Origin of the sequence: Cupriavidus sp. U2 (genome assembly GCF_009663685.2) — a bacterium.
In the GTDB taxonomy this organism is placed as follows: domain Bacteria; phylum Pseudomonadota; class Gammaproteobacteria; order Burkholderiales; family Burkholderiaceae; genus Cupriavidus; species Cupriavidus necator_C.
This window is the reverse complement of the sequence record NZ_RCOG02000027.1, coordinates 318498-340161: the sequence shown is the minus strand read 5'-3', so window position 1 is coordinate 340161 and position 21664 is coordinate 318498. Positions and strand designations below refer to the sequence as shown.

The following is a 21664-nucleotide window of genomic DNA, read 5'->3' as shown; positions in this document are numbered from 1 at the left end:
GATCAGTGCTTCCCCGTTTGATGTCTCGTTAGCGGGCGACGTCGACGTTGAACCGCGCGCCCAGGTAGATAAAGCGCCCCGCCACGGGCCCGAAGTCACTGGCATTCGCAAAATCGCGCTGGCGATCGAACAGGTTGTTCACGCCGGCGAAAGCGGTCACGTTGCGGCCGATCTTCTGGTTCAGCACCAGATCGAGCGTGCCCCAGCCTGGCGAGCGGGCGCCGGTGGCCGAGTCGGTCAGTTCGCTGCTCTGGAAGCGCGCACGGGCCGACAGCTCCGTCGAGGGCAGGACACGCCAGTCGGCGCCCACGCGGCCCATGTGGCGCGGCCGGCGGGTCAGTTCGAAGCCTGTATCGAGGTCCTTGGTATCGGTGAAGGTGTAGGCCGTGGTCAGGTTCAGCTGGCTGGTGGCACGCCAGCGCAACGATGTCTCGACGCCCTGCGTCCTGGCGCGCGCCACGTTGCGGTACGTGTAGACCGCGATGCCGTTGACCATGGTGAAGTTGGTCATGTCGGTCTGGATCAGGTCCGTCACGCGGTTGTAGAACAGGTTGGTGTCGAGGGTCACGCGGTCGCGCCAGCTCAGCTGGCCGCCCAGCTGGAAGCTGTTCGACGATTCCGGCTTCAGGTTCGGATTGCCCAGCACGACGTACCCCAGCGAGCTGTGGTCGAACAGGTAATGGCGTTCCTTGAGGTTCGGCACGCGGTAGCCCTGGCCGTAGTTGGCGCGCAGCACGCCTTTCCACGTGTCGTTGGACAGCAGGTTGGCGCGCACGCCCACCTTGGGCGCGAAGTGGCTGCCGAAGTCGGAATCGTGCTGGCCGCGCAGGCCGACCACCATCTCCCACGTGTCGTTGAACAGGATGTCGTTCTGCAGGTAGAGCTCGCCCGACTGGCGCTCGGCGCTGCCGGTGCCCGCCAGTTCCGAAGTGCCATTGACCGACTGGTCGAGGGTTTCGCGATGGAAGTCGCCGCCGAACTGCCAAAGCTGGCGATACCAGGCCGGCAGGTCGAACTGTGCCGAAACATGGTCGGTCTGCTGCGCGGCGTTGCGGACCGAGGTCTGGGCGCCGTTCGAGTATTCGCGCGACGTGCTGTCGTAGGTTTCATGCACGCCGGCCAGCCGTGCCCGCACGCCGTTGTCGAAGCGCCATTGGCCACCGTAGGTGTATCGGTTGCGGTCGATGTCCTCGGTCTTGCGCTGCGGCACGTAGCGGGGCGGCGCGTAGTACTGATACCGTTGCTCGTCGGTCTCGCGGTAGGCGCTGGCGTCGAACCAGAAGTTGCCGGCCTGGGCGGGCAGCCATTCCAGGCGCCCTGCGTATTGTTCACGCCGGATCTTGTCGCCGTGACGCGTCCAGCCGTCCGGATCGACGGCAAAGCCCTTGTTGTCGAGCGCATCGGCGCTGAGGCGCGCCCGGACCTGCCCGGTGCCCCCTTCGAGGCGGATGTTGCCGTGCAGGGCGCCGGGCGCGCCATCGGCATTCTGCGCGCCATAGCTGCCGGCGTCGGCCGTGACGGCACCCGAGAACCCCTTGGCAATCGGGCGCGTGATCACGTTGATGACACCCCCCATCGCCGAACTGCCGTACTGGGCCGAACTGGCGCCCTTGACCACCTCGACACGGTCCACCTCGGTCAGCAGGTATTGCGAGACATCGACGGTGGACCCGGTACTGGCCGAGATGGGCAGTCCGTCGACCAGGATCAGCACCTGGTCGCTGGTCATGCCCTGCAGCGTGACTTCGTAGCCCGACTTGCCGTGGATCTCGCGCAGTTGCAGGCCGGGCACGTTTTCCAGCGCATCCTTGAGCGTGCGCGCATGGGTGCGCTCGATTTCCTGGCGGTCCACCACTTCGGTACGGATCGGGGTCTCGTCCAGCGTTTTTTCGCTCCGGGTGCCCGTGACAACCACCGTTGGCAGGGGATCGCCGGAACCGGTCTGCTGGGCTCGCACGTGCGGCGCTGCGCAAAGGAGGGTGCCGGCAACGAGGGCAAGGGTTTTCAGGCGCATTCGGGGCGGAACCGGCGGTCTACCGATCCGGTCATGACAAACGAGCCTCAAATGATAATGATTCTCGTATGCATCTTCCGTTAAGAATGCTTAATGAAGCGCCCGGTCGCGGCGGGAGCCGGCCTGCGGCGTCCGTGCGTTATATTCGGCGCGTTGACATCACAGCCGGGCAGTAGCGTATGGACAAGAAACGGATTCGGGTATCGCACGTGGCGGTTCCCGGCAACCTCAGTGTGCTCAAACTGAAGGGCTACCTCAGGACAGCCATCGCCGATGTGGCCAAGGGCTCGGACGACAACGAGATCCTTCTGGTCAAGGTGCTGGTGCCGCAGGCGCTAGGCCTCAAGGCCGGAGAAAAGCTGTTCGACAAGGTGCTGCAGGGCATCGTCGACAAGGATTCGCGCGTGCGCCGGGTGTCGGTCGAGTTCGTGGACGGCGAGATCACCGCCGACAAGATTGCCGCCAGCGAGGCGCGGACCCAGAAGGAGATCGATGCCTACGGGCATCTGCTGGAAGACGAGCCGGACGAAGCAGCACCATGAACGTTTCCAAGCTGGAGCGTCAGCTGGCATTTCTGCGGGAGATCGACCGGCTGAAAAACGTGGTGCGGATGTCGCCGCTGATTGACCAGTCTCGCCGCGAGAACAGTGCCGAGCATTCCTGGCATCTTGCCATGTACGCGCTCGTGCTGTCCGAACATGCCGCGGCGCCGGTCGATGTGGTGCGCGTCGTCAAGATGCTGCTGCTCCACGATATCGTGGAGATCGATGCCGGCGACACGCCGCTTCATGCTGCGTCGAGACAGGCTGACCAGGCCGAACGGGAGCGGCGGGCGGCGGAGCGGATCTTTTCGTTGCTGCCGGCAGCGCAGGCCGCCGAGTTTCGCGGGCTATGGAAGGAATTCGAGGCAGCCGAAAGCGACGATGCGAAGTTTGCCAAGTCGCTGGACCGCTTTCAGCCGCTGCTTCATAACGTCGCCACCGGCGGCGGCACGTGGATTGCGCCTGGGCTCGATGAGGCGCAGGTCGTCGCCCGCTACGGGCCGACCATCGAGCGTGGCGCCCCGGCGCTCTGGGAAGCAGCCGCCAGTCTGGTGCGCGCGCATTTCCGCGACCCGCAGGCCGCGGACGATAGCCCCTGAGGCCCCGGGCGGCTTTGAATCGAAGGGCATCCGCGAGGGTGCCCTTTTTGTTGTGGTCAGGGCGGGCGGCCTGGCCGCCGGGCGCATTTCGGATCGGCAGGGGTCGCATTCCGGTTCGAATCCCGCGCGCCGCGTGCCTAGACTCCCTGCACACCCACAAGGAGGAAGCCCGTGTCAATCCTGTCCCATCCGCCTCGCGCGGCGCGCCGCGCACTGCTGGCCATCGTAGCCGGACTCTGTTTCGGGGCCGCGCAGGCCGAAACCTGGCCAGCCAGGCCCGTTGTCATCGTCGTGCCGTTCCCGGCGGGCGGCGGCACCGACCTGGTGGTGCGATCGATCCAGCCGCTGCTGCAGCGCGAACTGGGCCAGCCGGTGGTGGTCGACAACCGCAGCGGAGCCGGCGGCACGCTGGGCTCGGCCTACGTGGCACGCGCCACGGCCGATGGCTACACCGCCGGCGTGGTGACCACCAGCACGCACGCGGTGAGCGTGGCGATCTATCCCAAGCTGACCTACCATCCGGCCAGGGACTTCAGCTATGCCGGGTTCATCGGCACCTCGCCGTACGTGCTGGCCGTCAACAACCAGTTGCAGTCGACCGATGTCAAGGCGTTGCTGGCCAGGCTCAAGGCCGACAAGACGCAGCACAGCTTCGGCTCGGTGGGCGTGGGCACCGTATCGCACCTGATGGGCGAGCAGTTCCAGAAGCTGGCGGGCGTGCCGCTGGTGCACGTGCCGTATCGCGGCGCGTCCCCGGCCTACACCGACCTGATCGGCGGGCAGGTGCAGATCATGTTCGACAACCCGGTGGGCCTGGCGCCGTACATCAAGGCGCGCAAGATCACCGCCATCGCCACCACTGCGCCCACGCCGCTGCTGGCCGATGTGCCGACGTTTGCCAGCCAGGGCGTGCCCGATTTCGAGCAGCAGCTCTGGTACGGCATTGCGTTCCCCAAGGGGACCCCGGCAGCGGTGGTGGACCGGTTCAATGCCGCACTGAACAAGGTATTGCGAGACAAGGCCGTGGCGGAAGACCTTGCCGCCAAGGGTGTCACGGCCCGGCCGGGCACGCCGGCGGCGTTGCAGGCTGCCGTACAGAAGGACATCCCCTATTGGGGAGCGATTGCACGATCGGTAGGAGCCACAGGTGAATGAAGTCAGTCTGATCCACGTATTCGTGCGTGATGGCCGGGGCGGCAACCCTGTGCCGCTGGTTGCCGATGCACAGCGCATGGATGCGGCGGCCATGCAGGCGGTGGCCGCCTCGCACGGGCACGAGTCCGCCTTTGTATTGCCCAGCGCCATCGGCTGCGACTGGCGCATCCGCTTCTTCGTCCCCCAGCACGAGATGGAAATGTGCGGCCACGCCACTGTCGGCACGTTATGGGCGCTACGGCAGTGGGGGCAGTGGACCACGCCCACCGCGCGGATCGAAACCTTGAGCGGCGTGGTGCACGCCCGGTGGGACGACGTGCTGCAATGCGCGTGGATCTCGCAGCCGGCGGTACGCACGCAGCCGCTGGGCGCGCAGGACAGTGCACGGGTGGCCGCGCAGTTGCGCTTGCCGGTGGGCGCGTGGTCGATGACCAACGCCGCCACCAGCCGCGTGAAGACGCTGGTGGCGCTGCCGTCCGTGGCGATGCTCGATGGTCTGCAGCCCGACTTCGCCACGATGCAGGCGCTCTGCGAATCGATCGGCTCCACGGGCCTCTATCCATACGCGCTGGGCGCGACGAAGGCGGATGGCCGGCGCATCGTGCATGCGCGGCAGTTTCCGAAATCGTCGGGCTATCCGGAGGACGCCGCCACCGGCATCGCCGCCGCCGCGCTGTGGGGCTACCTGGCCGGCGAAGGCGGTCTGGGCAACGGGGCGGACGCGGCCGCCGCGCCATCCATCGCCGTCTGGCAAGGCGATGCCATGGGCAGTCCGTCGGAGATTCTGGTGGCGCCGCGCATTGACGAGCAGGGCGCGGCGGACGGCTGCTGGCTTAGTGGCCAGACGGCATGGGGCGCGCCATGACGGCACAGGCACCGGGCACGCCGCCAGGCACGCCGGAAGCGCGGCTCGCGGCGATGGGTCTGGTGCTGCCGGAGGTATCGGCGCCCCGAGGACACTACGCGCCGTATTGCGCGGTGCCGGTCGGCGGTGCGCAATGGGTGTCGATTTCCGGTCAGGTCTGCCGGCGGCACGGCGTGGCCATGGCCGGTCTGTGCCGCACCGACGACGACCTGATACCGGCCCGCGAAGCGGCGCAGGTCTCGATGCTGAATGCGCTGGCGGCGCTGCGGCTGGCCTGTGGCGGCGAGTTGTCGCGCGTGGTGCAGGTGGTACGGCTGCGCGGGTTCATTCGTGCGGCGGACACGTTCACGCGGCATCCCGCGGTACTCGATGCGGCTTCGGCCGTGTTGCGCGTGGCGTTTCCCGATCAGCCTTTGCCCGCCCGCAGCGCGCTGGGCGTGGCCAGTCTGCCTGACTGTGCATGGACAGAGATCGAAGTGGAAGCGATCGTGGCCAGCGTGTGAGGAACACCGCGCCTAGGCCGGCGCCGGCACCTCGCGCAGCAGCCGGTGCAGATGGCCGCTGGAGGCAAAGCCCAGCTGCACGCTGACACTGGCGGGTGGATGCCCGGTCGCGATCAGCGCCCTGGCATGCGCCGCCAGCACGCGCCGCCGGATCGCCACGGGCGTGGTGCCGAATTCGATCTGGCATGCCCGCTGCAACTGGCGAATCGCCACACCGAGTTCGCTGGCCACCGCATCGATCGACGGCAGGGGCTGGTCGCATTCCAGCGCCTGTGTGAAGCGCCACACCATGCGATGGGCGATCGATGCCGGCGCTTCGGGATGCGCCAGCGGCTGGCTCGTCACCAGTTGCTCGACGATGGCACGCACCAGCCAGGATGCACTCGGGGTGGACAGGTTGGGGGCCAGCAGCGCCTCCAGCATGGCGACAGTGGGCCCGTCCAGGCGGATCGCGCCATACCGCAGGGCGGGCATGCGGTCGGGGGGCAGATAGAGTTCGCCGTGCTGCTGCAGCCGATGCTCGGACGCCGTGAGGTGGGACGTCGACGCCGGCAGCAGCACCGCGGCACCGCGCACCAGCGTCGCGGCACGCCGTGCACGTGCCGCCGTAGCGTGCGCAGCCGCCCTCGGCGCATCGCCGGGGGTATCCCACACCGTCTTGAGCCGGCCCATGCGCGGCCAAAGCAGCATGCCGCAGTCATGCTCGTGCCACTCGCGCCGGAACGCGGGCTGCCGGCTGTTATGCAGCGCAAAGCCGTGCGTGACGGTCAGATGCAGTTTGGGAGACAGATGAGGGCGGTCGGTCATCGCGGACATTCCGGCGGCCAGGGGATGCCAGCGATCATACGCCGGTCCGGGCGGAGCCGATGTCCTGCTTGTCCTGCTTCACCTTGCGGACCTCGGTATCGGCGGCGCGTATGACGGAGCCGTCCTTCGCCAAGGGCTGCATGGGCGGCACGGGTTTGCCGGTGCGCCGGTCGATCAGCGTGGAATGGCGCTCACCGGCCGCGAACCGATGCCGCTCGCCCCATTGGCGCAGCGCCACCACCACCGGAAACAGCCGCTCGCCCGCTGCGGTCAGCACGTACTCCTGGTAGGCCGAGCCATCGGATGCCGCCTGCAATGCCAGCACGCCGGCCTCCACCAGCCTGTGCAGCCGGTCCGCCAGGATGTTCCGTGCCATGCCCAGGCCGCGCTGGAAATCGCTGAAGCGCCGCACGCCATCGAAGGCGTCGCGCACGATCAGGAGCGACCAGCGGTCGCCCACCACATCGAGAGACCTGGCGACCGGGCAGGATTCTGGGGGCTTCGGGGCGGTACGCGTCACGGGCGCCGCGGGTGTCGCGGGGGTCGAAGGTGTTGGCATGGGGTCTCGGCACGCAATGATCTGGTTGCATTTTAAAACCGGCTGCCCTAGCATTCAACCAGTTTTGTTTTGAAACTGGATAATAGGCGCCATGGCACCGGAAGACACGCTGGAAAGATCACGCATCGAGGCCGCAGCGCGGCCGGGCGGCCCTGGCATGGCCACGGGCCTTGTCGCGCTGTTTGCCGCGTCGGCCGGTTTCAGCGTGGCCAACGTCTATTACGTTCAACCGCTGCTCGATGCCCTGGCGCGCGATTTCCGGATCGACGTGGCGGTCGTTGGTAGCGTGGTGGCGATGACGCAGGCCGGCAGCGCGCTGGCCTTGCTGTTCGTCGTGCCGTTGGGCGATCTGCTCGACAGGCGCCGGCTGATGCGTGTGCAGCTGGTTGCGCTGGTCGTCGCGCTGGTGGGGGTGGCCCTGGCGCGGACGTTGCCCGCGCTGTTCGCGGGCATGCTGGCGGTGGGCCTGCTTGGCACGGCGATGACGCAAGGCCTGCTGGCCTATGCGGCCAGCGCGGCGTCGGTCCACGAGCAGGGCCGGGTAGTCGGGGCAGCCCAGAGCGGCGTGTTCGTGGGCCTGCTGTCCGCCCGGGTGTTTGCCGGGGCGGTCAGCGATCTTACGGGATGGCGCTGGGTCTACCTTGCGGCGGCGATGCTGATGTTCGTGGCGGGTGTGCTGCTGTGGAACCGCTTGCCGGTGCTTGCGCCGCCACGCGTGCGGGTGAGCTACCCGCGTCTCATCCTGTCGATGTTCGCGCTGCTGCGTCACGAGCGCACGCTGCAGGTCAGGGGCATGCTGGCGCTGCTGATGTTTGCCGCGCTAAACATTTTCTGGAGCGCAGTGGTGCTGCCGCTGGGCGCGCCGCCGATCTCGCTGCCGCACACGGCCATCGGCGCGTTCGGGCTGGTGGGCGTGATTGGCGCGCTGGCGGCCGCGCGTGCCGGCAAGTGGGTAGACGCCGGACACGGCCAGCGCACGACCCTGGCGGCACTGGTGATGCTGGTCCTGGCCTGGTGGCCGCTTGCCCAATTGCATGTGTCGCTGTGGATACTGGCCGTGGGAATCGTGCTGCTCGACGCGGCGGGGCAGGCGCTGCATGTCACCAGCCAGAGCATGATCGTCCGGACGCGCCCGGAGGCGCCCGGCCGCCTCATCGGCCTCTATATGCTGTTCTATGCCGTGGGCAGCGGGCTGGGCGCCATCGGCACCACCGCGGCATACGGGGCCGGCGGATGGTATGGCGTCTGCGCGCTGGGTGCGGCGGTCAGCGTGGCGGCACTGGTGTTCTGGGCCGCCACGCGCAAGGCTCCGGCGTGCGTGGAACCGGCGTCCCCTGCGCGGTGGGCGGCAAAGAGCCCGTGAGCGCCGGGTGGCCGGTGCGCCGCTCCCCAATATGCGGAAATCCGGCCGGGAGGGCGGCGGTGGTTCAAAGCAGCCGGGCCAGCGCCGCCTTGCGCAACGCGGCACGATAGGCTCTTTCGACGCTCAGGGTCTGCCGCAGTAACCGGAGTACCCGCGCGTAGTCCCGCGCCGGGTAGCCGCGGGCCTTCTGCGTTTTTGCATAGTGCAGTTGCCAGCGAATGTCCTGGCGAAGTCGTGCGATGCGCCGATCGACGGGCGCGGTCTCGCGTGCGACGGCTGCTTCACGTCGCAGCTTGTCTACTGCGCTTCCAACAAGCATGAGTCGCCTCCGGGCAGGGTCGGACAGGGCGCGCTTGCACGCTGAACAATTCAGCATACGGCAGATTCTGTGTGACTGCGGCCAATAGTGTGCCGATCGAACGGTCGCCCGGTCATGCGCTTATTTGTCGTCGAAATGGGCGATTGACAAGTCTCGTCATGTCATGTCGCGACATGTCGTCCGGCTTGCCTGGCCGCCTGCCATGTCCGGGTGCGGTGGCAGCGGCAACCAAGCCGTGCTAGCATTCGGTCCGTCCTGGGGGAGCAGCCTGCCTCCACCACGGGGGCGCCGTCGTCAACATACCTGGCCAGACCAGCCATGGCGCCGGCAACCGGCTTAGATGGTCGCAAACTCCGCCAGCCCCGACCTTGTGATTCCACCGCCATGGGGCGCCTAGTACCTTTCACCAGATTTGGTTTCCTGACGATCCTGATCGTGATCCAGTGCCTGGGTCCGCTGCTGCATGCCCACATGGGCACGCCGCACCAGACCGGGTTCCATCTGGATATCCCGATGCCGGGCCTGTTCAAGGTCGTGCTCGACGAGCGCAAGGCCCAGGCCATCGCTGCCGTTCCCCATGCCGATGACGAGCCTTTTTCGATCGATGTCGAAAAAGGCCTGAGCCATGCCGGGCCGGGGCTCGATGTCGATCCATCGATGATCGAGGCGCTGCTGGCCCTGTGTGCCGTACTGCTGGTGCTGGCGACATGGGTCGCCTGGCCGCTGGTACGTGCCGCCACGCCGCACCGCCTGCGCTGGCGCGGCGGCAGCAGCCATCCCCCGCCCGCGCACGCGCCTCCTCTGTATTCCTGACAGCGAACCCACCGGGCCTACCCGGTGCCCTTGCACGCCCGCGACCTGCGGCGTGCGGCTTTCACTCGCATTGATTCGGAGTCAGGAATGTCTTTCCGTCGTCGTCTGGCGCTGGCCGCATTTGCGGTGTCGGCGCTGACCTGTATCGCCCCCGTCCAGGCACGCACGCTGGCGCTCACCGCCGCCCAGGCCCAGGCGCTGGGCATCCGCTTCGCGGCTGCCGAGAACGCCGCGCATATGGAAATCGGCGCTACCGCGCGCGTGGTGCTGCGTCCCGATGCGCAGTTTGTGGTGGCCGCGCCATATCCGGGAATGGTGTCGCAAGTGCTGGTTGCCATCGGCCAGTCCGTGAAGAAGGGCCAGCCGCTGGCGCTGTTTGCCAGCCCGCAGATGTTCGAGGCCACCCGTGCGCTGGCCGAAGCCCGTTCGCAGGCAGCGCTGTCCCAGCTTGCGCTCAAGCGCGACCGCCAGTTGCACGACGACGGCATCATTGCCGGCAGCCGCTGGGAGACCACCCAGGCGCGCGCCCGCGAGGCCGCCGCTACCGTGCGGGCGCGCGAGGCCGAAATGGCGGCCGCCGGCATTGGCGTGAGCCCGCGTGGCGACGCGCGCATGGTGGCGGGGCGCGACGGGCTGGTTGCCGAGATCCACGCCGTGCCGGGCACGCGCGTCGATGCCTCGGCGCCGCTGTTCCGCATCGTCGATCCCGATGCGCTGGAGCTTGACCTGCTGGTGGGCCGCGACGTGCCCACGATCCGCGGCGGCGAGCGCGTGGAGGTCCGCCAGCGTGGCGCGGCCGGCAAGGTGGCGGGCGTGGTGCCGTCCAGCGACGGGACTGGCTCGGTGCGCATCCGGGCCACGCTGGACGCGCGTGGCAGCCTGCAGGCTGGCGAGAGCGTCGGGGTGGTCATCCACCTGGGCGCGGCCACCGGCGGCGCAACCGGTCAGTCCGGCGTCCGCCTGCGCGTGCCGGTGGCCGCGCTGACCTACACGCAAGGCAAGGCAGGGGTGTTCGTGGCCGTCAAGGACGGCGTGGCCTATTACCCGGTGACGGTCGATGCCACGGACGATGCCTTTGCCACGGTGCGTGGCGTGCTGCCGGCCGACGCCAGGGTGGCCGTCACGGGCATCGGCGCGCTCAAAGGCATGCTCGTCGGAGGCCAATGATGCTGGACAGAATCGTCGATGCCGCCTTGCGCCAGCGCGTGCTGGTGCTGATCGCGGCCGCCGTGCTCGCATGTGCCGGCGCCTGGGCGTATGCCAACCTGCCGATCGATGCCTTCCCGGATATCGCTCCGACGCAGGTCAAGGTCATCCTCAAGATCCCCGGCATGACGCCCGAGGAAGTAGAGCAGCGCGTGTCCACGCCGATCGAGCAGGAACTGCTGGGCATCCCGCAGAAGACCATCGTACGGTCGGTGTCGAAGTACGGGCTCAGCGACGTGACCGTCGACTTCGAGGAGGGCGTGGACCCGTACTGGGCCCGCCAGCAGGTGACCGAACGGCTGTCCGGCCTGATGCGGGACCTGCCCGACAACGCGGTGGGCGGCCTCGCGCCGATCACCACGCCGCTGGGCGAGATGTTCATGTTCACGCTCGAAAGCGATACCCACACGCTGGCCGAGCGCCGCCAGGTGCTGGACTGGGTGATCCGCCCGGCGCTACGTACCGTCAGCGGCGTGGCAGACGTCAATGCGCTGGGCGGCGAGGTACGCAGCTACGAGGTGATTCCCGATCCAGCCCGGCTGCGCGCGCGTGGCGTGACGCTGGAGCAGTTGCGCCAGGCGCTGGAAAGCAACAACCGCAACGACGGCGCGGGGCGCGTGGAGCAGGGCGACGAAACCTGGGTGGTGCGCGTGGAAGGCGGCGTGCGCGGGCTGGACGACCTGCGTCGCATCGTCGTGCAGGCGGGCGCCGATGCGGCGCAGGTGGCCCAGGTCACCGTGGCCGACGTGGCGACCGTGCGGCTGGGGTCCACCACGCGCAACGGCGCGGTGTCGATGGACGGCAAGGGCGAGGCGGTGCAGGGCCTGGTGCTGGCCTTGCGCGGTGCCGATGCGTCCAGGGTCGTCAAGGCCGTGCAGGACAAGCTCGACGAACTGGCGCCCACCCTGCCCAGGGGCATGAGCACGAAGGTGTTCTACGACCGGGGCGAACTGGTATCGCGCGCGGCAAACACCGTGGTGCGCGCGCTGGTCGAGGCCAGCCTGCTGGTGATCGTCACGCTGTACCTGTTCCTCGGTGGCCTGCGGGCGGCGCTGGTGGTGGCAGCCACGTTGCCGCTGTCGCTGCTGGCCACCTTCCTGATGATGCGTTACGTGGGCCTGACGGCCAACCTCATGAGCCTGGGCGGGCTGGCCATCGCGCTGGGCATGCTCGTCGACGCGGCCGTGGTGGTGGTCGAGAACATCGAGTCGGGGCTCGCGCGCGCGCATGCGCGGCATACCGATCCGGCGCTGCGGCCTGCCATCATCCGGCATGCGGTGTCCAGCGTGGCGGTGCCGATGCTGGCCGGCGTGTCGATCATCGCCATCGTATTCCTGCCGCTGCTGTCGCTCGAAGGGCTGGAGGGCAAGCTGTTCGGCCCCGTCGCCCTGACGATCGTGCTGGCGCTGGGCGCGTCCGTGGTGATCGCGCTGACCGTGGTGCCGGCGCTGGCATCGGTGCTGCTGCGCGCGCATGACGGGCATGCGCCGTTCCTGATGCGCTGGGTGTCCGCACGCTTTGACCGGCTGCACGCCTGGAGCCAGCGTCACGCCCGCGCGGTGTTCGGCGCGGCCGGCGCTGCCCTGCTGCTGGCGGTGGCGCTCTATGCATCGGTGGGCAAGACGTTCATGCCGTCGATGGACGAGGGCGACCTGATCGTGCAGATGCAGCGCGCGCCGTCGGTGTCGCTGGAGACATCGCTCGATATCGACCGGCGCGTGCAGGCGGCGCTGCTCAAGGCGGTGCCCGAGATCCGGTCCATTGTCGCGCGCATGGGGTCGGACGACCTGGGCCTGGACCCAATGGGACTGGACGAGACCGACGCGTTCCTGGTGCTGAAGCCGAAGTCCGAATGGCGGGGCAGCAAGGAAGACATCGCCGCCGATATCCGCAAGGTCATGGAGCAATTTCCGGGCGTGATGTACAGCTTTACCCAGCCCATCGAGATGCGGATTGCCGAGATGATGACCGGCACGCGCGGCGACGTGGCCATCAAGGTGTTCGGCAACGATCTGGCGGCCATCAACCATGCATCCGCCGCGATTGCCGGGCAGATGCGCAAGGTGCCGGGCGCCGCCGAGGTGATCGCCGCCAGCAACGAAGGCGTGCAGTACCTGACGCTGGCCGTGGACCGGGCCGCACTGGGCCGCGCCGGCCTGTCCGGCGATGCGCTGCAGGCGCTGCTGCGTGCCCAGGTGGAGGGCGAACGCATCGGCATCGTGCCCGAAGGCGTCGTGCGCACGCCGCTGCTGCTGCGCGGCAGCGATGCGCTGCGGCAGACGCCCGAAGGCTTCACGAGCCTGATGGTGACGGCGCCGGACGGCAAGACCTGGCCGCTGACGTCGCTGGCAACGGTGCGTCGCGTGGACGGGCCGGTGCGCATCAACCACGAGAACGGCGCGCGCTTCGGCATCGTGCAGGTCAACGTCGATGGGCGCGATCTGACCGGGTTCGTCGAGGATGCGCGTGCGGCGGTGGCCGCGCTGCCCGGCATGCCAAAGGACCTGCGCATTGTCTGGGGCGGCCAGTTCGAGAACCAGCAGCGCGCGGCCGCGCGCCTGGGGCTGGTGGTGCCGCTGGCGCTGTCGGCCATCTTCCTGCTGCTGATGCTGACGTTCCGCTCGGTGCGGCAGGCGCTGCTGGTGATCGGCAACATCCCGTTCGCGCTGGTCGGCGGCATTGCTGCGCTGCGGATCTCGGGCGAGTACCTGTCGGTGCCGGCATCGGTCGGCTTTATCGCGCTGCTGGGCATTGCCGTGCTCAACGGCGTGGTGCTGGTGTCGCACTTCAACGCGCTGCTGGAGGATGGGCTCGACATCCACGGCGCGGTGCAGCGCGGCGTGAGGGATCGCCTGCGTCCGGTGCTGATGACGGCTTGCATCACGGCGCTCGGCATGATCCCGCTGTTGCTGGCCAGTGGGCCGGGCTCGGAGATCCAGCGTCCGCTGGCCATCGTGGTGTCGGGCGGGCTGGTGACTTCCACCGCGCTGACGCTGCTGCTGTTGCCGCTGCTGTTTGAACGCTTCGGCATGCCAAAGCGCGCCGCGCAAGCCAGTACCCCGGCTGCCGCGGTGGGAGGGCTGGAACAATGAAGACGCATGACCTGAAACTGACGTTCTTCGGCATCGTGCTGGTTGCCGGATGGTGGGCTGCGGGCGCCTGTGCCGCGGAAGGCCCGGCATCGACGACCCTTGCCGTGAGCGAGGACGGCTATCTGCCCGCGGCCGAATCGGTGCGCGCCGCGCTCGATGCCGCGCCGGACGTGGCGGCAGCCAGGGCGCGCCGCGACGGTGCCAGCGCGCGGGCCAGCGGCATTCGCGCCGGCACGGCCGAGTTCGCGGTGCGGGCCACGGGGCAGCGTCGCCATGTGCGCGACCCGTCCGATAACTTCGCGGAAGGGCAGGTCGCCCTCGAGCGGCCGCTGCGCCTGTGGGGCAAGTCCGATGCGGACGCGGCGCTGGCCGATGCCATGATCGACCAGGGTGATATCGCGCTGGACGACGCGCTGCACGAAACGTCCAGGCAGATGCTGGCACTGTGGTTCAACGTGCTGCGCGCACGCCAGACCACGGCCGCCATGACGCGCAGTGCAGCGCTGGCCGCCGACCTGGTCGTGTCAACCGGCAAGCGTGTGCGCGCCAGCGACGCCGCGCCGATGGACCTGGAAATCGTGCAGGCCGAACAGGCGCGCGCCGAAGCGGCGCTGGCCGGCGCCAGGGCCGCCCAGGGCGCGGCGGAAGCCGAACTGCGGGCGCGTTTTCCGGCGCTGGGCCTGCCCGCCGCCATGCCGGTCGGCGCGCAGATTGCCACGCTGCCGCCAGCGGTTGCCGGCGACCTGCTTGGCGAGGGCGCGCGGGCCCGCTATCTCGACGTCAGCCATGCCGTGCGGCTGGCCATTGCCGATGAGGCGGTAGCCAGCCGTGCCGCCCGCCGCTCGGACCTGGAGCGCAAGCCCGATCCGACGGTGGGCGCCTTCGTCACGGTCGAGCGAGGTGGCGCGGAGCGCATTGCGGGTTTGTCGATCTCGATGCCGCTGGGGTCCGCGCATCGGCGATCCGTCGCGCTGGCGGCGGCGGCCGACGCCGAAGCCGCCGCACGGCGCCGTGCGGCCGTGGAACAGACTGCCGGAGCAGAGTTCGATGTGCTGGCCAGATCGGTGGCGGGGCTGGAGCAGGCTGCGCGCGCGCAGCAGGCGGCGCTGACGCTCGACCAGAGCGCCGCCGATCGCGCCGCACGTGCCTATGCGGCCGGCGAGATCGGCATCGGCCAGTTGCTGGTGGTGCGGCGGGGGCTGACCGAGACCACGCTCGCGGCGCGCACGGCCATGGTCAATGCGCTGGAGGCGCAGCAGAAGCTGCGGCTGGAATTGCACGAGCACTCGCGGTTCGAGTCGCCTTGACCGGAGGTGCCCGGCGCCAGGCCGGGCACCTCGTTCTCCGGCGCCCGGCTCGCGCAAGCGGGCGGCGGGATTACGCCAGCAGGCGCGCCAGGGCGGGCGGCAGGCCCGCGTTGGCCTTTTGCGGCGGCCGCGCGAAGCTGCCTTCGCGGGCGCTGCCGGCGCGCAGCGCCACCAGCGATTCGCAATGCCGCACCGCGCTGCTGACGCCATCGACCACCGGCACCGGAATCCGGCCTTGCAGTGAACGCGCCAGTCCGGCCAGCGGGGCGCCGGCCACGATGATCACGTCGGCCCCGTCTTCGCGCACGGCCTGCAGGCTCATCTCTTCCAGCCGGGCCGCGTGGTCTTCCTGCACGCTGCCGATGTCGCGCAGCGGCGTCTGCAGCGACCGGATGCTGGCCAGCCGCGATGCCAGGCCGTTCGCGGCCACGCATTCGCGATACCAGGCCTCGATGCGGTGCGAGATCGCGATGATCGAGAAACGCTGTCCCAGCAGGCAGGCGCTGGCCAGCGCCGCTTCGGTCATGCCGACGACCGGTACGTCGAACAGTTCCTTGAGGCCGGCCAGCCCGGGGTCGCCGAACGCGGCGACGATCAGGCCGTCGAAGCTGCCCGCGTGCTCTGCGGCGGCGCACGCCGTGGCGTAGCCGCCCACCAGCGCCTCGAAGCGGGTTTCGATATAGGCCACGCCGAATGCAGCCGTGGCCATCGTGATGCGGGTGTCCGGCGACGCCGTGCGCTGTGCTTCCGCGTGGATCAGGTCGGTGACCGACGCGCTGATATTGGGATTGACGATCAGGAGGTTCATGGCGATCACAGTTCGGGTTGGCCCGCTTCGAGGAACTTGCCGCGTCCGGCGGCCGGCTCCAGGTATTCGCCGTTGCGCACGATCATCTCGCCGCGCGAGAACGTGGTCATCGGCCAGCCGGTGACTTCGATGCCTTCGTACGGTGTGTAGTCCACCGCGTGGTGCAGGTTGCTGTTGGCGATGCGAACCTTGCGCGCCGGGTCCCAGAGCACGATGTCGGCATCGGCGCCCACCGCGATGGTGCCCTTGCGGGGGTACAGGCCGTAGATCCTGGCCGGACGGTACGACGTCAGTTCGACGAACTGGTGGAGCGACAGCTTGCCGCGCTGGACGCCATCGAACAGCAGCGGCAGGCGGGTCTCGATGCCGGGCACGCCATTCGGGATATGGTCGAACGGCTGGGCCACGCCGCCCAGCTTCTTGCCTTCGGGGTCATCATAGTTGAACGGCGCGTGGTCCGACGAGAATACGCTGAACACGCCGTTGGCCAGCGCCCGCCAGACGGCGGCCTGGTTTTCCGGGTCGCGCGGCGGCGGGCTGCAGATGCACTTGGCGCCTTCGTAGCCGTCGTCTCCGGGCAGGCCCATGTCTTCGGCGGTCAGGTAGAGGTACTGCGGGCAGGTCTCGGCCAGGATCTTGAGGCCGCGGCCCTGCGCCCAGCGGATTTGCTCGATGGCTTCCTTGCCGGACACATGCACGATCAGGATCGGCACGTCGACCAGTTCGGCGAACGAGATCGCGCGGTGGGTGGCTTCGCGCTCGACCACGGCCGGGCGGGCCAGTCCGTGGAAGCGCGGCGCGATGCGGCCTTCGCCGGTCAGCTTGTCGGTCAGCCACGAGATGCAGTCCGCATTCTCCGCATGCACCATCACCAGCGCCCGGTTCTGGCGCGCGACGTCCAGCACTTCGAGCATTTCGCGGTCGGAAAGCTTCAGGTCGTCGTAGGTCATGTAGACCTTGAACGAACTGTAGCCCTGACGGATCAGCGACGGCAGTTCGTCCTGCAGCACGGCCGGCGTGGGGTCGGCCACGATCAGGTGGAATGCGTAGTCGATTACGGCGCGGCCGTCGGCCCGGCGGTGGTAGTCGGCCACGGCCGCCTTCAGCGACGCGCCTTTTTCCTGCGCCGCGAACGGGATCACCGTGGTGGTGCCCCCGCACACGGCCGCGCGCGTGCCGGTGAAGAAGTCATCGGCCATGCGCATGCCGTCTGGCATGGGCTGGTCCAGGTGGCAGTGGCCATCGACACCGCCGGGCAGCGCCAGCAGCCCTGCGGCGTCGACTTCCTGCTGTGCGGCGGGCAGGCCGTGGCCAAGGGCCACGATCTTGCCGCCGCGTACCCCGATGTCGCAGCGAAAGCGGTCGGAAGCGGTGACCACGTCGGCATTGCGGATCACGAGGTCAAGATTGTTGTCTGCAGGCATGATCATCACTCTCCGGTTTGCTCGGCGTTACGCGACTTCGCGGAACAGACGGCCCCAGCCCTTCAGGGCGCTGGTGTCCACGCCAGCCAGCCGCAGCGACTTCCACACCACGGTCGAGATCGTGTCGTACAACGGGATGCCGGTTTCGGCCTCCAGTTCCTCGGCCAGGTGCGCGGCGCGCAGGTTGGTGCAGAACGTGCTGATGGCCTGCACGTTCTGGCCCGCCAGTTCGCGCACCATCTTGCGGATGGTGTCTTCCTCGACTTCGGCGAAGCTGTAGTTCACGTGCAGGTCCAGATGGCGTTCAGCCGCGCAATCGAAGCCGCTGCGCTGGTAGTTGGCGACGATGCGCTGTTGCACGTCGTTCAGGTAGGGCGTGGCCAGGCCGAAGCGGCGTGCGCCGGTCTTCTCCAGGATCTCGTTCAGCGCCAGCACCGAGGTAGTGGCCGGGATGCCGGTGGCCTCGGTGATCTGCTTGCACAGGGCCTGGTCGCGGTCGAAGCCGAGCCAGCCCGACGACGTGCCGTTCCACGCGATCACATCGACGCGCGCATCGGCCAGCAGCCGGGCCGCGCCCAGGATCTTTTCCAGGTCGAACTGGCCCAGCGCCTGGTCACGCAGCGAAATCTCCGTGACCGTGAAGCGCGAGAAATGCGCGCTGACGTTGGGCAGGCCGCTGACCATCGCGCTGGTAATGGGCTCCAGCGCAGTGTTGGAAGATGGCGTCAGCATGCCAAGACGAATCTGCTTGCTCATGGTTGGTTCTCAAGAGTATTCGGGCACCGTCTGGGCGCGGCGCCTCGGGATTGGATGTTGGTCTTATTGTTCGGGTTTGTCGTTGAAGGCGAGCTGGGTGCCGGGCACGCCCTGGGTGGTGCGTGCCAGCTCCAGCTCCTTCTTCAACGCGGCCTGACGCGTGGCGTCCGGCTTGACGGTGGCGCCGGCCTGCAATGCCGGCAGCACGTAATCGTTGACCATCTGACGATACAGGTCCAGATACTTTGCGTCGCGCAGTCCGCCCTGCGTCGACATGATGCTGTTCATGACGATCACCGCGTTCTGTTTGGGCAGCACCGTGATGAACTGGCCCTTATAGCCCATGGCGCTGAACTCGCGCTCGCCCTTCACGATGTTGTTGACCCAGCAGTAGTAGCCGTAGTCGCTTGCCGCGCCGGACGGCGTGGTCATCTGCGCCACCCAGGACGCCGGTACGATCTGCTGGCCATTCCAGCGGCCCTGGTTCAGCATCAGCATGCCAAGCCGCGCCATGTCGATCGAGCGAAGCCGCAGGCCCCAGCCGCCGGAGACGGCGCCCTTGCCGTCGGCACCGTCCCAGCGGTAGTGGGACATGCCGAGCGGTTCGAACAGCCGCTTGGCCGCATATTGCTGCTCGGGCATGCCGGTGACCTGGCTGACCGTCGCGCCGACCAGCACCGGGTTGACGTCGATGTAGTCGAACTCGGTGCCTGGCGTGGTACGCACGCTGGCGGAGGCGGCCACCTTCAGGCGGTCCGGCACGCCGTAGTAGAGCGTGTCGGTGCCCTCGACGAGCTTGTACGACAGGCCGCTCGACATCGACATCAGATGGCGCAGCTGGATCTGCTGCTTGTCGGCCAGGGCCGATGCCAGATCCGGGCGTGCCGCCGCCAGGCGTGGTGCCGGGGTGTCGGTGGCGGCGAGCCTGCCGTCACCGACCAGCGTGCCTACCAGCAGCGCGCTGATGAACTTGGTCACCGAATACAGTTCGTGGTTGTAGTCGCGTCCGAGGCCTTCGCTGTAGCGTTCGAACACGAGCTTGCCGTCCTTGATGACAAGCAGGCTCCGCACGTCGAGCTTGTCGCGGCGAATCCATTCGGACAGCGCGACCAGCCGCGCGGAATCGACGCCGACCGCTTCGGGCTGCGCCGTTGGGATGCCACCGTCCGTGGCCGGGGCAGCCTGCGCGAGCGGTGCGCCGAAGGCCAGCAGCGCCGCAGCGAGGATCGGGTTGAGTCGTTTCATGGGTGTCTCCTCCAGGCGGATTGTGGATCGGCGGTGCGAAGCGGGTCGTCAGACCGGGATCTTCTTTTCGTAGTCGATGGCCGTGGACGCCAGCAGCAGGCCCACGCCGGCAGCCGCGAAGAACATCAGCGCCAGGAAGTACGAGCCGGTGTACTGCACGATCATGCCGACGATGATCGGCACGCTGATGCCGCCGATATTGCCGCCAAGGTTCATCACGCCGCCCAGGAAGCCGATCTTGTTGCGGGTGCCCAGGATCGACGGGATGCACCAGAACAGGCCGCACCAGCGCAGGAAGAACAGCGTGGACGAGAGCAGGGCCACGACCACCACGGGGTTGGTCACATAGGCCACCGAGAAGATCGACACCGTGGCCACCACGGCGGCAATGCCGAACAGCGTGCGCATGACCACGTTGGGCCGGCCGCCGGCTTCCTTCCACTTGTCGGCAATCCAGCCGCCGATCAGTTCGCCGATGAAGCCGCTGAAGAAGATGATGAAGCTGGCGCCGCCCATGGCCTTGATGTCGAAGCCATGCACCTTGTTCAGGTAGTTCGGCATCCAGGTCAGCAGGCCGTAGAAGACGGTGTTGAAGCACATCCAGCCAATGGCCATGCACCAGACCGAGCGGTACTTGAAGAAATCGAGCGAGCGGCCCGACAGGTTGGCCGGCTCGGCGCGGTGTTCGGTGGCGTGGGCTTCTTCGAGATAGCTGGCTTCCAGTTCATTGACGCCAGCGTGTTCGCGCGGCGAATTGCGGATGTACCACCAGGCCACGACACCGGCGATGACGGTACCGACACCGGCCACCACGAAGGCCAGGCGCCACGAACCGAGCGAGGAAATCAGCCAGGTGATGATGATTGCGCCAAGCGCCGCGCCCAGCGGCGCGCCGCCATCGAGCAGCGTGGCGCCGCGGCCGCGTTCGTTCTGCGTCATCCAGATCGCGTTGAGCTTGCCGCCCGCCGGGTAGATCGGCGCTTCGGCGGCGCCCAGGCCCAGGCGGGTCAGCAGCAGGGCGGTGGTGTTGGTGCAGACGGCGGCCAGTGCCTGGAATGCGCCCCAGAACACGGTGGCGCAGGCAATCACGATGCGCGGCTTGTACTTGTCGGCCAGCATGCCGCCCGGCACCTGCATCAGCGCATAGGTCCAGAAGAACGCGCTCAGGACCATACCCTGCATGGTGGGGCTCAGGTCGAATTCCTTGGCGATCAGCGGCATCGCCACCGACAGCGACGCACGGTCGATGTAGTTGATGGCGATGAGGAACAGCATCATCAGGAAGATCTTCCAGCGGACGCTGCTGCGCGGGGCCGTCATCGTGGCGGCCTGGCTTGTGGTGGACATGACGGGGGTCTCCTTGCTCCTGGGGTGCTGCGTTTTCGAGGCGTTTCTGTTTGGGTGTCGCGCAACTGGAACGGAGTATAGGATACGTAATCTGTAATTACAACGCTGCTAACTTGTTGATTAATATAGTCATAGGGTAAGCACCAATCTGGGTGTGCTAATCTTCGGACTGGTGCAGATTCCCTATTCTGGTGACGTTCGTGACACAAGTGCTTCCTAAAACCGCCCGCCTGCGCACACTGGGCATGTCGGCCGAAATCGCGGCGCGGCTGCGCACGATGATCCAGGAGGGCGAGTTGCCGCCCGGCGTGCGCATCGACGAGAAGGCCTTCTGCGACGCGTTCGACGTATCGAAGACGCCGTTGCGCGAGGCGCTCAAGGTGCTGGTGTCCGAAGGCCTGGTGCTGCATCGCCAGTACATCGGCTATCGCGTGGCGCCGCTCGACCTTGACGAACTGCGCGCCACCTTCGAGACGCTGCACGGGCTGGAAGCCCACGCGGGCGATCTGGCCGCGCAACGGCTCGACGATGCGGCGCTGGCGAAGATCGAGCGCAAGCATCGGGCGATGATCGACGCCCACGATGCCGGGCGCCGCACCGACTACTTCCGCATCAACCAGGAAATCCACCAGATGATTGTCGACAGCGCCGACAACGCCGTGCTGTCGGGCATCTATGCCACGCTGATGAGCAAGGTGCATCGTGCGCGCGGCGCGGCGAATGCCGACCTGATGCGCTGGCAGGAATCGCACGAGGAACACGAGGCCATCATGACCGCGCTGCACGAACCGGGGCGTCCGCGCCTGGCGGGCATCCTGCGCGAGCATTCGGAAAACACGGCCCGGGAAGTGCTGCGTGTGGTGGAACTGACGCTGGCCGAATCCGCCGAGCCGGCAGCCCGCGTGGCCAACGCACGGCGCGGCCGCTGACGCTTCCGGCG

General features: G+C 68.0%; 20 protein-coding genes. 11 read left to right on the top strand and 9 right to left on the bottom strand.

Annotated elements, in window-relative coordinates; translation table 11 throughout:
- Nucleotides 1-28: 28 nt before the first annotated feature.
- Nucleotides 29-1957, bottom strand: coding sequence for a TonB-dependent receptor plug domain-containing protein (locus tag D9X30_RS21110; protein ID WP_249641034.1), 1929 nt, complete (start codon nucleotides 1955-1957; stop codon nucleotides 29-31).
- Between the two features lie 236 nt (nucleotides 1958-2193).
- Between D9X30_RS21110 and D9X30_RS21105 the strand changes: the two genes are divergently transcribed.
- The 5 genes from D9X30_RS21105 to D9X30_RS21085 all read left to right on the top strand — a co-directional run bounded on the left by D9X30_RS21105 (nucleotide 2194) and on the right by D9X30_RS21085 (nucleotide 5678).
- The gene (locus tag D9X30_RS21105; protein ID WP_153945922.1) at nucleotides 2194-2556 is read left to right on the top strand and encodes a hypothetical protein; all 363 of its coding nucleotides are present in this window, start codon (nucleotides 2194-2196) and stop codon (nucleotides 2554-2556) included.
- The gene (locus tag D9X30_RS21100) at nucleotides 2553-3155 is read left to right on the top strand and encodes an HD domain-containing protein (RefSeq protein ID WP_153945923.1); all 603 of its coding nucleotides are present in this window, start codon (nucleotides 2553-2555) and stop codon (nucleotides 3153-3155) included. Before D9X30_RS21105 ends, D9X30_RS21100 begins: the two co-directional genes overlap by 4 nt.
- Nucleotides 3156-3326: 171 nt before the next feature.
- Nucleotides 3327-4310: a Bug family tripartite tricarboxylate transporter substrate binding protein gene (locus D9X30_RS21095; RefSeq protein ID WP_249641033.1), complete on the top strand. Its 984-nt coding sequence runs from the start codon at nucleotides 3327-3329 to the stop codon at nucleotides 4308-4310.
- Nucleotides 4303-5175 carry a PhzF family phenazine biosynthesis protein gene (locus tag D9X30_RS21090; RefSeq protein WP_249641032.1) on the top strand — a complete coding sequence of 291 codons (873 nt, stop codon included), beginning with the start codon at nucleotides 4303-4305 and terminating at the stop codon, nucleotides 5173-5175. The genes D9X30_RS21095 and D9X30_RS21090 overlap by 8 nt, the downstream gene beginning before the upstream one ends.
- Nucleotides 5172-5678: a RidA family protein gene (locus D9X30_RS21085; protein ID WP_153945924.1), complete on the top strand. Its 507-nt coding sequence runs from the start codon at nucleotides 5172-5174 to the stop codon at nucleotides 5676-5678. The genes D9X30_RS21090 and D9X30_RS21085 overlap by 4 nt, the downstream gene beginning before the upstream one ends.
- A 12-nt stretch (nucleotides 5679-5690) precedes the next feature.
- Here the strand turns inward: D9X30_RS21085 and D9X30_RS21080 are convergent, their stop codons facing one another.
- Entirely contained in the window at nucleotides 5691-6485 is a 795-nt protein-coding gene (locus D9X30_RS21080) for a helix-turn-helix transcriptional regulator (protein ID WP_153945925.1), read from the bottom strand.
- Between the two features lie 34 nt (nucleotides 6486-6519).
- Nucleotides 6520-7044, bottom strand: a complete 525-nt coding sequence (locus tag D9X30_RS21075; RefSeq protein WP_153945926.1) for a winged helix-turn-helix transcriptional regulator — start codon at nucleotides 7042-7044, stop codon at nucleotides 6520-6522.
- A gap of 157 nt (nucleotides 7045-7201) precedes the next feature.
- On the opposite strand from D9X30_RS21075, the gene D9X30_RS21070 reads away from it, so the two are divergent.
- Nucleotides 7202-8407 (top strand): MFS transporter, encoded by a 1206-nt coding sequence (locus tag D9X30_RS21070; RefSeq protein ID WP_153946103.1) that lies wholly within the window; start codon nucleotides 7202-7204, stop codon nucleotides 8405-8407.
- Between the two features lie 64 nt (nucleotides 8408-8471).
- Here D9X30_RS21070 and D9X30_RS21065 read toward each other — a convergent pair whose 3' ends face one another.
- Nucleotides 8472-8726: a hypothetical protein gene (locus D9X30_RS21065; RefSeq protein ID WP_153945927.1), complete on the bottom strand. Its 255-nt coding sequence runs from the start codon at nucleotides 8724-8726 to the stop codon at nucleotides 8472-8474.
- Nucleotides 8727-9110: 384 nt separating this feature from the next.
- On the opposite strand from D9X30_RS21065, the gene D9X30_RS21060 reads away from it, so the two are divergent.
- The 4 genes from D9X30_RS21060 (at nucleotide 9111) to D9X30_RS21045 (ending at nucleotide 15144) form a co-directional block, all read left to right on the top strand.
- Nucleotides 9111-9539 (top strand): hypothetical protein, encoded by a 429-nt coding sequence (locus D9X30_RS21060; protein WP_153945928.1) that lies wholly within the window; start codon nucleotides 9111-9113, stop codon nucleotides 9537-9539.
- An 87-nt stretch (nucleotides 9540-9626) separates the two neighbouring features.
- Complete coding sequence (locus D9X30_RS21055) at nucleotides 9627-10706, top strand: efflux RND transporter periplasmic adaptor subunit (protein ID WP_153945929.1); 1080 nt, start codon at nucleotides 9627-9629, stop codon at nucleotides 10704-10706.
- A complete protein-coding gene (locus D9X30_RS21050) occupies nucleotides 10706-13837 on the top strand; it encodes an efflux RND transporter permease subunit (protein ID WP_153946104.1) in 3132 nt (1043 codons plus the stop codon). Before D9X30_RS21055 ends, D9X30_RS21050 begins: the two co-directional genes overlap by 1 nt.
- The gene (locus tag D9X30_RS21045; protein WP_228770759.1) at nucleotides 13834-15144 is read left to right on the top strand and encodes a TolC family protein; all 1311 of its coding nucleotides are present in this window, start codon (nucleotides 13834-13836) and stop codon (nucleotides 15142-15144) included. The genes D9X30_RS21050 and D9X30_RS21045 overlap by 4 nt, the downstream gene beginning before the upstream one ends.
- Before the next feature lie 70 nt (nucleotides 15145-15214).
- Here D9X30_RS21045 and D9X30_RS21040 read toward each other — a convergent pair whose 3' ends face one another.
- The 5 genes from D9X30_RS21040 to D9X30_RS21020 form a co-directional block, all read right to left on the bottom strand.
- Nucleotides 15215-15952, bottom strand: coding sequence for an aspartate/glutamate racemase family protein (locus D9X30_RS21040; RefSeq protein ID WP_153945930.1), 738 nt, complete (start codon nucleotides 15950-15952; stop codon nucleotides 15215-15217).
- A 5-nt stretch (nucleotides 15953-15957) separates the two neighbouring features.
- Nucleotides 15958-17376, bottom strand: a complete 1419-nt coding sequence (gene hydA / locus D9X30_RS21035) for a dihydropyrimidinase (RefSeq protein ID WP_153945931.1) — start codon at nucleotides 17374-17376, stop codon at nucleotides 15958-15960.
- A gap of 27 nt (nucleotides 17377-17403) precedes the next feature.
- Complete coding sequence (locus D9X30_RS21030; RefSeq protein WP_153945932.1) at nucleotides 17404-18132, bottom strand: maleate cis-trans isomerase family protein; 729 nt, start codon at nucleotides 18130-18132, stop codon at nucleotides 17404-17406.
- A 63-nt stretch (nucleotides 18133-18195) separates the two neighbouring features.
- Complete coding sequence (locus D9X30_RS21025; RefSeq protein WP_153945933.1) at nucleotides 18196-19377, bottom strand: serine hydrolase domain-containing protein; 1182 nt, start codon at nucleotides 19375-19377, stop codon at nucleotides 18196-18198.
- Between the two features lie 48 nt (nucleotides 19378-19425).
- Entirely contained in the window at nucleotides 19426-20724 is a 1299-nt protein-coding gene (locus D9X30_RS21020; protein ID WP_153945934.1) for an MFS transporter, read from the bottom strand.
- A 245-nt stretch (nucleotides 20725-20969) separates the two neighbouring features.
- Here D9X30_RS21020 and D9X30_RS21015 point away from each other — a divergent pair, with 245 nt between their 5' ends.
- The gene (locus D9X30_RS21015; protein ID WP_228770783.1) at nucleotides 20970-21653 is read left to right on the top strand and encodes a GntR family transcriptional regulator; all 684 of its coding nucleotides are present in this window, start codon (nucleotides 20970-20972) and stop codon (nucleotides 21651-21653) included.
- The last annotated feature ends 11 nt before the right edge of the window (nucleotides 21654-21664 follow it).

What these genes read in the sequence shown, in the direction of transcription:
- D9X30_RS21020 (WP_153945934.1), bottom strand. Translation starts at nt 20,724, where the DNA reads ATGTCCACCACAAGCCAGGCCGCCACGATGACGGCCCCGCGCAGCAGC.
- D9X30_RS21080 (WP_153945925.1), bottom strand. Translation starts at nt 6,485, where the DNA reads ATGACCGACCGCCCTCATCTGTCTCCCAAACTGCATCTGACCGTCACG.
- D9X30_RS21060 (WP_153945928.1), top strand. Translation starts at nt 9,111, where the DNA reads ATGGGGCGCCTAGTACCTTTCACCAGATTTGGTTTCCTGACGATCCTG.
- hydA (WP_153945931.1), bottom strand. Translation starts at nt 17,376, where the DNA reads ATGCCTGCAGACAACAATCTTGACCTCGTGATCCGCAATGCCGACGTG.
- D9X30_RS21025 (WP_153945933.1), bottom strand. Translation starts at nt 19,377, where the DNA reads ATGAAACGACTCAACCCGATCCTCGCTGCGGCGCTGCTGGCCTTCGGC.
- D9X30_RS21030 (WP_153945932.1), bottom strand. Translation starts at nt 18,132, where the DNA reads ATGAGCAAGCAGATTCGTCTTGGCATGCTGACGCCATCTTCCAACACT.
- D9X30_RS21015 (WP_228770783.1), top strand. Translation starts at nt 20,970, where the DNA reads ATGTCGGCCGAAATCGCGGCGCGGCTGCGCACGATGATCCAGGAGGGC.
- D9X30_RS21085 (WP_153945924.1), top strand. Translation starts at nt 5,172, where the DNA reads ATGACGGCACAGGCACCGGGCACGCCGCCAGGCACGCCGGAAGCGCGG.
- D9X30_RS21045 (WP_228770759.1), top strand. Translation starts at nt 13,834, where the DNA reads ATGAAGACGCATGACCTGAAACTGACGTTCTTCGGCATCGTGCTGGTT.
- D9X30_RS21075 (WP_153945926.1), bottom strand. Translation starts at nt 7,044, where the DNA reads ATGCCAACACCTTCGACCCCCGCGACACCCGCGGCGCCCGTGACGCGT.
- D9X30_RS21065 (WP_153945927.1), bottom strand. Translation starts at nt 8,726, where the DNA reads ATGCTTGTTGGAAGCGCAGTAGACAAGCTGCGACGTGAAGCAGCCGTC.
- D9X30_RS21055 (WP_153945929.1), top strand. Translation starts at nt 9,627, where the DNA reads ATGTCTTTCCGTCGTCGTCTGGCGCTGGCCGCATTTGCGGTGTCGGCG.
- D9X30_RS21105 (WP_153945922.1), top strand. Translation starts at nt 2,194, where the DNA reads ATGGACAAGAAACGGATTCGGGTATCGCACGTGGCGGTTCCCGGCAAC.
- D9X30_RS21100 (WP_153945923.1), top strand. Translation starts at nt 2,553, where the DNA reads ATGAACGTTTCCAAGCTGGAGCGTCAGCTGGCATTTCTGCGGGAGATC.
- D9X30_RS21040 (WP_153945930.1), bottom strand. Translation starts at nt 15,952, where the DNA reads ATGAACCTCCTGATCGTCAATCCCAATATCAGCGCGTCGGTCACCGAC.
- D9X30_RS21070 (WP_153946103.1), top strand. Translation starts at nt 7,202, where the DNA reads ATGGCCACGGGCCTTGTCGCGCTGTTTGCCGCGTCGGCCGGTTTCAGC.
- D9X30_RS21050 (WP_153946104.1), top strand. Translation starts at nt 10,706, where the DNA reads ATGCTGGACAGAATCGTCGATGCCGCCTTGCGCCAGCGCGTGCTGGTG.